The sequence below is a fragment of the Microcoleus sp. S28C3 genome, from assembly GCF_036700785.1.
Taxonomy (GTDB): Bacteria; Cyanobacteriota; Cyanobacteriia; order Cyanobacteriales; family Microcoleaceae; genus Microcoleus; species Microcoleus asticus.
Map to the genome: position 1 here is coordinate 60,655 of NZ_JAUBPO010000024.1, position 11,188 is coordinate 71,842.

At 43.2% G+C, this 11,188-nt stretch carries 8 protein-coding genes; 5 read left to right on the forward strand and 3 right to left on the reverse strand.

All coding sequences use genetic code 11. The features are described 5' to 3' along the window. Nucleotides 1-76: 76 nt before the first annotated feature. A complete protein-coding gene (locus QUA13_RS09715; protein WP_333198136.1) occupies nt 77-1,399 on the reverse strand; it encodes an AAA-like domain-containing protein in 1,323 nt (440 codons plus the stop codon). A gap of 583 nt (nt 1,400-1,982) precedes the next feature. Between QUA13_RS09715 and QUA13_RS09720 the strand changes: the two genes are divergently transcribed. From QUA13_RS09720 to QUA13_RS09730, 3 genes are all read left to right on the forward strand, one after another. Then, nucleotides 1,983-3,530: an ATP-binding protein gene (locus QUA13_RS09720; RefSeq protein ID WP_333198137.1), complete on the forward strand. Its 1,548-nt coding sequence runs from the start codon at nt 1,983-1,985 to the stop codon at nt 3,528-3,530. 175 nt (nt 3,531-3,705) lie between these two features. Further along, nucleotides 3,706-7,323: a GAF domain-containing protein gene (locus QUA13_RS09725; protein WP_333198138.1), complete on the forward strand. Its 3,618-nt coding sequence runs from the start codon at nt 3,706-3,708 to the stop codon at nt 7,321-7,323. A gap of 37 nt (nt 7,324-7,360) precedes the next feature. Further along, nucleotides 7,361-8,497 carry an adenylate/guanylate cyclase domain-containing protein gene (locus tag QUA13_RS09730; RefSeq protein ID WP_333198143.1) on the forward strand — a complete coding sequence of 379 codons (1,137 nt, stop codon included), beginning with the start codon at nt 7,361-7,363 and terminating at the stop codon, nt 8,495-8,497. A 288-nt stretch (nt 8,498-8,785) separates the two neighbouring features. On the opposite strand, the gene QUA13_RS09735 is transcribed toward QUA13_RS09730, so the two are convergent. Together QUA13_RS09735 and QUA13_RS09740 are read right to left on the reverse strand one after the other, a co-directional pair. After that, the gene (locus QUA13_RS09735) at nt 8,786-10,066 is read right to left on the reverse strand and encodes a recombinase family protein (RefSeq protein ID WP_333198139.1); all 1,281 of its coding nucleotides are present in this window, start codon (nt 10,064-10,066) and stop codon (nt 8,786-8,788) included. 3 nt (nt 10,067-10,069) lie between these two features. Further along, on the reverse strand, nt 10,070-10,429 hold the full coding sequence (locus QUA13_RS09740; protein WP_333198140.1) for a VOC family protein: 360 nt from the start codon (nt 10,427-10,429) through the stop codon (nt 10,070-10,072). Between the two features lie 196 nt (nt 10,430-10,625). On the opposite strand from QUA13_RS09740, the gene QUA13_RS09745 reads away from it, so the two are divergent. Further along, a complete protein-coding gene (locus QUA13_RS09745; protein WP_333198141.1) occupies nt 10,626-10,880 on the forward strand; it encodes a hypothetical protein in 255 nt (84 codons plus the stop codon). A 36-nt stretch (nt 10,881-10,916) separates the two neighbouring features. Next, nucleotides 10,917-11,188 (forward strand): transposase (locus QUA13_RS09750; RefSeq protein WP_445242693.1); only part of this gene is annotated, 272 nt, incomplete at its 3' end.

Genomic DNA, 11,188 nt, shown 5'->3' on the forward strand with positions numbered 1-11,188 from the left:
GCGACTTATCATCGCCCGGACAAGTCTAGTTTTCAAGAGTAATTTTGTATGCGCAAAAAAACAGTAAACCCCCGCTCTAAAGAAAGTTGTGCGAACCAAAATACAGGCGGTACAACTCGCAGCTTAGCGTATAGCGGTTGTTATCGATATGAATCAGCCCCATACTCATTAATTTAGAACCTAATATCGGATCTAATTCCACGCCCCCCTCAGATTTTACCACTTGTTTAAGTGCAACCGCAAGTTCGGGATACTCTTGCAATGTCACCCAAAAATTCTGCAAGTAATCTTTATAAATTCCCGCCAGTGTGGGAGCTTCTTGTAGTAGCCTATCTAGCGTTAGAGCGTTTTGACAGAGGTGGTAAAAAGCGAGCCGCACCAGATAAGGATGTCCCCCCACCATTGCCATCAGTCGATCGGCATCGGGGGTATCTCTCCAATCCAGTCCGTGACGCTGCGCTAAAGCAAGTATCTGCTCTTTGGTAAAATAGGGTAATTGCAGCGGCAAACCGACATTAAAAGGCGATTCATTCAGCTTAAAAGGAATATAAACTTCTGTGGAGTGAAGTACGATTAACCGCAGTTTTCCAAAAGTTTCTATCCGCTTTGCTTCTTCATGCCAGCTTCGCAGCAGTGGCAAAAATTCTCTGGCAATTTTTGGATACTCTAAAATTCTATTGACTTCATTTAAAGCTAAGACAATAGGGTTCCTTATTTCTGCTAATACATATTGTTGCAAATAGACGGTGCAGCTTACTTTGCTACCCATATCTTCATCCCAATAATCATCTAATAGAGGTGGCAATTTTAGGTGACGGCTGATGTTGGCACAAAACCAGCGTAAAAATTTATCCAAGTTCTCTAAAACAGCTTCCTCGGCTTGCTGAAAATCCAAACTTACGGTTTGGTAGCCAAGAGAATTAGCGCGCTCTAAAATCCGTAGCAGCAGGGAACTTTTTCCCATTTTCCGGGGAGCTTTAATCCGCAGAACACTTCCAGGTTTGTCAATCTGTCGGTACGCGAGTTCTTCAATTAGCGGGTGATGGATATAAAATGGCGAACCGAGGGGTACTGGAGAGCCGGGATAATCTAAAGGTGTTGCTAGGCATTGGCTGCGGGTAAATTCTTCTATTAATTTTCGTTCCTCTGCTGTCAGGGAACGCGATTCTAGAGAGGATCTAAAATTTGATTTACTAATAGGTATCTGCAAGATCTCAGAGAGAGATTGCCACAAGGACGAGGCGATGTTTCTCAGGTAATGCTCTCCGTAATGAGAGGCTGATGCTATACTTGTATAAGTCTTTCCTTCCCAAACTTGGCGGAGTATAATTTCTTGTACGGGATATAAATTTTTTTTAAATCGGGTACGAGTTAGCTGTATGACCTCATCTATTGTCATAATTTGCAATGATTGCGTAAGTGTATCGTTGATGTTATCTCTTTTGATTGATTGTAAAGCCCTGAGCGATCACCTATTGAATTGCGACGTGAGGCGGAAGTAAGATTTCTCAGGGGGTAACAGGTAAAATCCGTTAAATGTCACCGAACCCTTCTTTATTCTACTCCCTAGGGCGTAATCCCTACGCTCGTCGGCCAAAATGTCATGCAGGTGTCACAGTGAGTAGTAAAGCCACAATTATAAATGTGACACTTGACCTTGATAAAGTTTAGTTAATTGATGTTAATTTAATCAGATGTAGTTTCATAGAGTGCTGGTGACTATCGGGTGATTGATATGGCTTAAAATTTTCCGGGCAAGGGTTTCAGCGATTTAATTTAGAAAAATTTGTGTTTCTAAATAAAGTTGAGCCACAAATGTTACGCCACAAATCCAAGAGATCCTTTCATATCGCTGCATCTATTCATCACAATTGTGACAATTGTTAAGTCCAAAAGCCTAATTCTTCTTTTTGTGTTAGCAGGTTTTTAAATTTTCCTGTAATCCCCTCTAAAAAATAGTAGCAGATAACCGAGTTGATTTGATGCAAATGGTTCATAAAATGTTTCCCAATTATTTTATTCCTCACGGCCATTGCTACTTGTGGAAGCCTGGATTAGTGGGGCTGCACGTTTTGTCAGATGCTTTGATTGCCGTCGCTTATTTTTTGATACCAATTACGCTGATTTATATAGTTAAGAAGCGGCAAGATGTGCCTTTTGACTGGGTTTTTATGTTGTTTGGCTCTTTTATTGTCTGCTGTGGCATTACCCATATTATGGAAATATGGACGCTGTGGCATCCTAATTATTGGTTCTCTGGTTTTCTTAAAGGGATTACGGCCCTGATATCGCTATCTACAGCAGCAGTGCTGGTGGAACTAATCCCAAAAATCTTGGCTATCCCCAGTCCAGATCAATTGGCGGTGGCAAATGTGGCTTTACAAAATGAGATTGGCGATCGCAAACAAGCTCAGGAAGCACTCTCAGAATTAATGCTGGAATTGGAAAAACGGGTTATTGAGAGGACGATCGCTTTAGAATCCACCAATGAACTTTTGTTACAGGAAAATCGCGATCGCTCCTTGGCTGAAAATTCATTGCGGCGCTCTGAAGCTAAACTGCTTGAACGAACTCAGCAGCTAGAGAAAACTCTGCAACAACTTAAAGGCACCCAAGCTCAACTCGTACAAAATGAAAAAATGTCCTCTTTGGGGCAAATGGTAGCTGGCGTTGCTCACGAAATCAATAACCCTGTTAACTTCATTTATGGCAATCTGATTCCGGCTGAGGAATACATTAAAGACATTTTGGAACTGATTAAGGTATATCAAATTTATTACCCCACTCCTGCGCCGGAAATTGCAGACAAGATTAAAACCATCGAGCTCGATTTTGTTTTAGAAGACCTGCAAAAACTTTTTAGTTCGATGAAGATAGGAGCAGAGCGGATTAGGGAGATCGTTAAATCTTTACGCACTTTCTCCCGGTTAGACGAAGGGGACATGAAAAAAGTAAATATCCATGAAGGTATCGACAGCACTTTAATGATTTTGCAGCACCGCTTAAAAGAACAACCAAAACGTCCTGCTATCCAAGTTATTAAAGAGTATGGAGATTTACCACAGTTAGAATGCTATGCTGGAAAGCTCAACCAAGTATTTATGAACATTATTTCTAATGCTATTGATGCTTTAGAACAGATGGCGCAGCAGGGACATTCGACCAAAGGCTATTGGGAAAATAGTTTCGATGAACACTTACACAATACCCATTGCCAACTGCTAACAATTCGCATCCGCACGCTTTTGGTTGAGGGCAAGTGGGTGCAGATTCGCATTGCAGATAATGGCACTGGTATAGATTCTGACGCGATCGCTAAAATTTACGATCCCTTTTATACGACGAAACCTATCGGTTATGGTACGGGCCTGGGTTTGGCGATTTCTTATCAGATTATTAAAAGCCATGAAGGTTATTTGCGTTGTGTTTCCGAGCTGGAGAGGGGTACAGAGTTTATCATTGAAATTCCCTTAAAATCCCAAAATCAGCAACAAGCAACTTGCTCAAAAAAAGTTTTTGTAAAGCTGTAAATTTTGGTTCATCCCGTTTTGGTGAATCAACTTGTGGGGTTTGCAGAAAAACCCGCACTAACTCAAATATAGGCCAGGCTCTTGGGTCTAATTCATAAGAAAAATAGGGTAGGCTATGCGACATACTATACAACAACAAGAGCATTTTAATTAAAATTATCTGCAATCAAACATTATGTGGCAAATAGTCAAAAGTATCTTTTCTCCAAGTCAGTATATGCCTCACGGTCACTGCTATCTGTGGCAAACACCTTTGGTATGGCTGCACATCACCGGCGACTTTTTAATCGCGATCGCCTACTATTCAATTCCGGCGATGCTGATTTATTTTATCCTCAAGCGGCGCGATATCCCTTTTTTAGGAATATTTGCTTTATTTGGTGCATTTATTATTCTCTGCGGCACGGGTCACTTGCTAGAAATTTGGACGCTGTGGCATTCCGCTTATTGGCTGTCGGGAATTGAGAAAGGAATTACTGCAATTGTTTCCTGCTTCACTGCTGGACAGATGGTAACACTATTGCCACAGTTTTTATCTTTAAAAACCCCCCAAGAATTAGAGGCAATAAATCGCAAGTTGCAGAGTGAAATTACTGTCCGTGAAGATGCAGAATTAGCGCTGCGACACGCTTATGATGACTTAGAAACTAAAGTCGAAGAGCGCACCGCACAGTTGAGAGAAACCAACGGTTATTTAGAAGCAGAAATTAGAGAAAGAATAGCCGCTGAATCCGCTTTGCGCGAACGAGAGCTTAGGTTAACAGACCAACAAACTGCCTTGCTAGAATTAGCACAAAATTCTAGTATCTACGAGGGAAATATTAGCGAGGCGTTGAGAGAGATTACACAAATGGCAACCCGTACTCTGAATGTTGAGCGGGGAAGCGTTTGGTTTTTTCGGGAAGATAAATTAGCATTGTGCTGTGCGGATATTTACGAACTGACAGCCAATCAACACAGTGAGGGTGCTGAACTGAAAGTTGCTGACTATCCTAGCTATTTCCAAGCTTTAAAGAGAGAACAGACGATCGCAGCAGTTGATGCCAAAACCGATCCGCGCACCCAAGAATTTACAGAATCTTATTTGATTCCTTTAAACATCTCGTCAATGCTAGATGTACCTATTACCCATCAAGGACGAATTGCGGGTGTAATTTGTTTGGAACATCAAGGCACGCCGAGGAAGTGGACGCTCGACGAACAAAGCTTCGCTAGCTATTTGGCACAGATGACAGCTTTAGCAATGGAAGCTCGCGATCGCAAGCAAGCCGAGTTAAATTTGCGCTCTGTCACCGAACGCTTGCAATATTTGCTGGCGACTACTCCGGCGGTGATTTTTAGCTGCCAATTAGGAGGAAATTATGACGTAACATTTGTTAGCGAGAACGTTATTTCAATGATCGGCTACGAAGCGCGCGAATTTGTTGATGGTTCTCTTGATTGGCATAGCATCGTTCACCCAGAAGATCGAGAGGTTGTTAATACTTCATTCGCTCAGATATTGGAAAAAGGATCGATTTCCTATGAATACCGCGAACTGCACAAAGACGGTAATTATCGCTGGATATACGATGAGGTTAAGTTGGTCAAAGATGCTGCTGGCATACCTGTGGAGTGCGTTGGTTATGGAGTAGATATTACTGCACGCAAACAAGCGGAAATAGCCTTGCAGCAACAACTAAAAAGGGAGCGGCTCGTAAATTCCATTCAAGAGCGGATTCGTTCTTCTCTTAACCTAGAAGAAGTGATGACAGTGGCTGTGGAAGAAGTGCGCCAGTTTTTGTCAACTGACAGGACAGTTATTTACCGTTTTAATCCAGATTACAGTGGATTTATAGCCGTCGAGTCGGTAGCAGCCGATACGATGCCGATTTTGGGAATTGATATTAACGATCCTTGCTTTCAGGAACACTACATCTCTGTTTACGAGCAGGGACACCTTCGCGCGATCGACAATATTTACACGGCAGGTATTTCAGAGTGCCATATTAATTTACTGAGCCAGTTTAAAATTAAAGCTAACCTCGTGGTTCCCATTATCCAAGGTGAAAAATTATGGGGTCTTGTCATTGCTCATCACTGCCGCAGTCAAAGACATTGGAACTCTTCTGAGATAGAATCTATCAAGCAAATTTCCGTGCAGCTAGCAATTGCCATCAAGCAATCCACCCTTTTTGAACAAGCCAAAACAGAAATTTCCGAACGCAAATTAGCAGAAACAGCATTACAAAAAGCTGTCGTAGCTGCTGATACGGCTAACCGCGCTAAAAGCGAATTCCTTTCTTCTATGAGCCACGAACTGCGGACTCCCCTAAATGCCATTCTGGGATTTAGTCAGGTGATGGTGCGCGATTCATCTTTAAACAAGCAACACCAGCAGCACCTAGAAATTATTAATCGCGCCGGCGAACACTTGCTTGCACTAATTAATGATATTTTGGAAATGTCTAAAATTGAAGCGGGGAGAAGTCAGCTTAATGAAAGCAGTTTTAATTTAATGCGCCTGCTAGAAACCTTAAAAGAAATGTTTCGATTAAAAGCTAAAGCTAAGAAATTGCAGCTCAATATAGAAGTTGTTGACGGCGTACCGCAATTTCTTAATGGAGATGAAGGTAAATTGCGCCAAATTTTGATTAATCTTGTAGGAAATGCGATCAAGTTTACAGAGACGGGTAGCGTTACGTTGCAAGTGAAAAAGAAGGTAGAAGAAAGTTTGGCTGTTGAAACCGCAGAGTTTACGGGTACACAAACAAAACCTGCCTCGGCGGGTTCAGAACAGTCCTCGCAGGCGGACTTTGATGGTGTAGAGGCGAATGACCTTCACCGGGTATTTTTACGCCTTCAGTTTGAAATTGAAGATACCGGCCCGGGTATTGCCGCAGAAGAGATGAATAGGTTATTTGAACCATTCGAGCAAACAAAAACAGGTCAACAATCTCAACAGGGTACTGGATTAGGTTTACCAATTAGCCGCAAATTTGTACAAATGATGGGAGGGGATATTGCTGTCAGCAGTACGCCTGGTGTGGGAAGTAAGTTTGCATTTGATATTGAAATCAAGCTTGCCGATCCAACCGAGATGAAAATGCTTCAACCGCAGAAAAAAGTAATTGGTTTAGCACCGAATCAACCAGAATACCGGATTTTGGTAGTTGACGATCGCGCCGATAACTGCCTAGTCATAGAGAGATTACTGTCACCGCTAGGCATCATCGTGCGAGAAGCTAGAGATGGTGAAGAAGCTATTGCTGTATGGGAGGATTGGCAACCGCACCTGATCTGGATGGATATGCAGATGCCTGTCATGAATGGGTATGAAGCCACCAGAAAAATTAAAGCTCATCCTCTCGGAAAACAAACTGTAATAGTTGCTCTTACTGCTAGCGCTTTTGAAGAAGAACGACAAACTATTTTAGAAACAGGGTGCGATGATTTCATGCGTAAACCCTTCGAGGCAAAAATATTATTTGCCAAAATGGAAGAACTTCTAGGAATGCGCTACATTTACGAGGAATCTGTTGATGCACAACAAGAAAATGAAAGCGAAATTAGCGGAGCGACCAGCAATCAATCTGTAGTAGAATCACAACTCGGTCAAATGCCTGTTGAGTGGGTGGAGAAGATATATGATGCTGCTCATGAATGTTGCGATGATAAAATTGTCAAGTTGATTGAGGAAATGCCTAGACAATTTTCTGTAGCCGCACAAGTTTTAACTACTTTAGTGCATGATTTCCTCTTTGATGATATTATAGAGCTAGCGAAATCCGCAGTTACGGCACGTCAGTGTTAATATCTTTAGATCTTAAAAGAATACCGTGAGCGATCGCATGGACAGCAATGAATATCCTACAATTCAAGCCAACATTTTAGTAGTTGATGATAAGCCAGATAACGTGCGGCTTTTATCTACAATTTTGACGGCACAAGGGTATCAGGTTCGTAAAGCGCTGAATGGGCAAAGGGCGATCGCTACCGTGCAAGAGTTTCCGCCGACTCTAATCCTGCTGGACGTGATGATGCCTGAGATGAATGGATATGAGGTGTGTGCAAAGTTGAAAACTTCACCAAAAACCAGTTCCATTCCCGTGATTTTCTTAAGCGCCTTAGATGACGTTGTAGATAAGGTGAAAGCCTTTGATGTGGGAGCAGTTGACTATATTACTAAACCTTTTAACAGTAAAGAAGTATTGGCACGAGTGGCAAATCAGTTAACAATTCAAAGTCAGCAACAGTTACTTCAAGAGCAAACGAAGCAATTAGAAGAAGTTGTGAAACGTTTGCAAAACGAAATTAAAGAGCGACAGGGGGTGGAAGTAGCTTTGCGCCTTTCTCAAAAAAAATCAGATCATTTATTGTTAAATATTTTACCCGCAGCGATTGTTGAAAATTTGAAAAAAGGCCAGGGTGCTGCTGCCGATAGGTTTGACTCAGCAACAGTCCTATTTGCCGATATTGTTGGTTTTACGTCTCTTGCTGCCAGAATTTCACCTCTGGAATTGGTAAATTTGCTAAACAAGATTTTTTCAAAGTTTGACCAATTAACTGAAAAACACGATTTGGAGAAAATTAAAACGAGTGGGGATGCTTATATGGTAGCAGGGGGGGTGCCGGTGCCGAAGGCAGACCATGCTGAAGCGATCGCGGATATGGCGTTGGATATGCAGGAAGCGATCGCAGATTTTCAAACTGACACAGGCGAACCGTTTCAAATTCGGATTGGCATTAATACAGGGCCAGTAGTTGCTGGCGTAATTGGCACTAAAAAATTCATCTATGATTTGTGGGGAGATACCGTTAATGTTGCTTCTCGGATGGAATCTCAAGGATTACCGGGATATATTCAAGTTACTGCTGCTATTTACGAGCTGTTAAAAGATCGGTATTTATTTGAGGAAAGAGGCGCGATCCCGGTTAAAGGTAAAGGAGATATGATCGCCTATTGGCTAAAGGGTAAAAAAAGTTAGTTCAAGCTAATTGATAAGTTAGAACGCAAGGAATAAGTCAAAATTAAAATGCAATAAAATTAATGGTTTCAGCAATAAAAAAACTCATCCTTACCCAGAAGGTTGCTATATATGAAATTACAAGCGGGCTTGATGTTCCCACTACTATTCCCCAATTGGCTGCATCATCTGATACCCAATCCAGCTTTGATACCCCGTTTATCTTTTAGCCTTGGATTGCGCGGACTGAGAAGTAAAGGAAATAATTAAGCCGATTTGGTAGGAGAGAAACGTTATCGATCGGGGTTATTAAAAAATGAAAATAACTTGCAGTTTCCAACTTTCATTTTCGTGTACTATTTCAATGCGATCGATAAACTCTCGAAAATAGAACCTGCGTTCCGATTCCGACAAGTCCAGCCAAAATTGTGGAAGAGAAACAGTTTGAGCAGTTTCTCGCAAATTCACTGGCGGCAGTTGCGCTAATTTGCTTTGCTGTTCGGCAATTTCCGTGCGGATTTTGTATGCTCTCAACTCTGCCGTTTCTGTGTCTAAAATGCCGTTTTCCATCAGGGCGGGAAGTTGGTCTAGGATTTCTTGTTTCGAGGCGATCGCCCTTTCAATTCTTGCTTTAATTCCGTTGATATCCGGCATTTGCAGCGCGGCGACAGCAGCGGGCAAATCCCGACAGATTCCTTCAATGGTTGATTGCAATATTTCTTGGTAGGAAAAGCCACTGCATTTAGGCTGAGACAGACACTTAATGGGCCGCAAATAAAGGTATTCTCTATCTTTGCGGTAGGAGGTGACTTTGGCAACTGTCATGGGCGATTTGCATTCCGCACAAATTGCTAAACCTGCGAGGGAACGGGGGGCGCTGGCGCTGCGGGGAGAAAGGCGGCTGTTGCGGCGCAGCAATCTGTCTATTTGGGCGGCTTCTTCTCTGGAAATAATCGGGACGTGAGTGTTAGAAATTACTTGGCCGTTTTGATATTCCAAATCGCCTCGGTAGGCGGGATTTGTCAGCCAGCGGCGGCCTGTGCTGACGGAGATTTTTTTGCTGTATTTCTTTGCTAAATACCGCACGGAACCGCGCAAAGAACCGTAGATTAGAAAGTGTTCAAAAAAGTCTTTGACGGCGGCGGCGGCCGATCGCTCGATCGTGTAGCGCTCTTTGCCGCGCCGGTAGCCGTAGGGAGCTTTACCCGGTGGAATCCGGGATTTGATGCGGTTGCGGGCGTGTCCTTTGCGAATGCTCCGGCTGTGTTGGCTGCGCTGGAGTTCTGCGAGGATTTGCAGCAAGTTTTTGCGGTTTCGCGGTTCTGTTTCTGCTTGTACGATGATTTCGACGCCGAGGTTTTCGAGTTGGGCGAGGTGCGAACACACTTGCTGCAATGTGTCGCCGAGTTCTTCAAAGCGCTGAATTAGCAGGTATTTGACGGGTTCTGTTTGGCAGTCTTTGAGGAGTTGTTGCAGTTGTTGCCGCCCTCCTAAGTCTTGATATATTCGATCGACCTCTTGGCCCCAAATTTCGGCTGCCGGCGCAGGTTCTAGCAGCGGTTCGCTGTAAGAGTAGGCAATGATTTTCATTTTTTACTCGCTCAGTTCAATTATATTCCCGTCGGGGTCTTGGGTAAATAATGCCGATCGACCTGACGCGCTCATTTGAAACGGGCAATTGTGAGCAATTAATTGCTCTCTGGCTGCTGCTAAGTTAGCAACAGAAAATGCTAAATGTCGGTTGCGCCCCCATTTGTCATTGTCTGCGGTATCTGGGATAATTGTTGCAGCTACAATTAGGTGTATCTGGAAATTGCCGACTTGATACCAGATACCGGAAAATTTTAATTGTCTATCTATTTTTGACAGTCCTAATATGCTGCTGTAAAATTCTTCTGATTTTTCGAGGTTGGAAACGAGTATGGCGGCGTGGAGGGCTTGAGTAATTTGCATTTTTTTGGGTATTTATTTTTTTATTTTAACCGCTGATGCAGGCAGATGAGCGCTGATGAACGCAGATTGGCTGATGTTTATTCCGTTTTTGATACAATCATAACATTGTCAGTCGTTATTAACATATCTACGGAGGTAGAAGCGAGGCAGCAATTCCAGTTTGCGGCAGCATTTAAAAACTTCTTGATATCATGCTATGGTCTCTACCCTTTGCCAATTCCGCCTCCGCACCGCCCTCGCAGTTCCCTTCCTGCAAATCTTTGCAGCCGTTGGTTTAGTTGGCTATCTTTCTTTCCGCAATGGACAAAAAGCGGTAACAGATTTGGCTAACCAGTTAATGACTGAGGTGAGCAACAAAACCGATCGGCACCTAGATAACTATTTCTCAGCCCCTCATCATATTAATCAGATCGACATCGATGCGATCGGGCACTGTTCTCTTAAGGCGTGAGTGCTAGGATATTTGTGCAGCATAGAGTACAAGCTTATGAAGTGTATCCATTGCGAGAGTGAAAGCATCGTCAAAAACGGGACGAAAAAGCTGAAGACAAATCAGGTGGTGCAGTCCTACCGATGTAATCGCTGCCATCGACGATTCAACGAGCGCAGTGGCACGCCGATGGCCAGGTTGCGGACGCCGTTAGAGACGGTGTCAATGGCGCTGAAAGTGAGGGGAGAGGGACTAGGAGTCAGAGCAACCGGAAGAGTGGTGGGGAAATCGGCGAGTCGGATCACAGCCTGGGAAGAGCGACTCTCGCA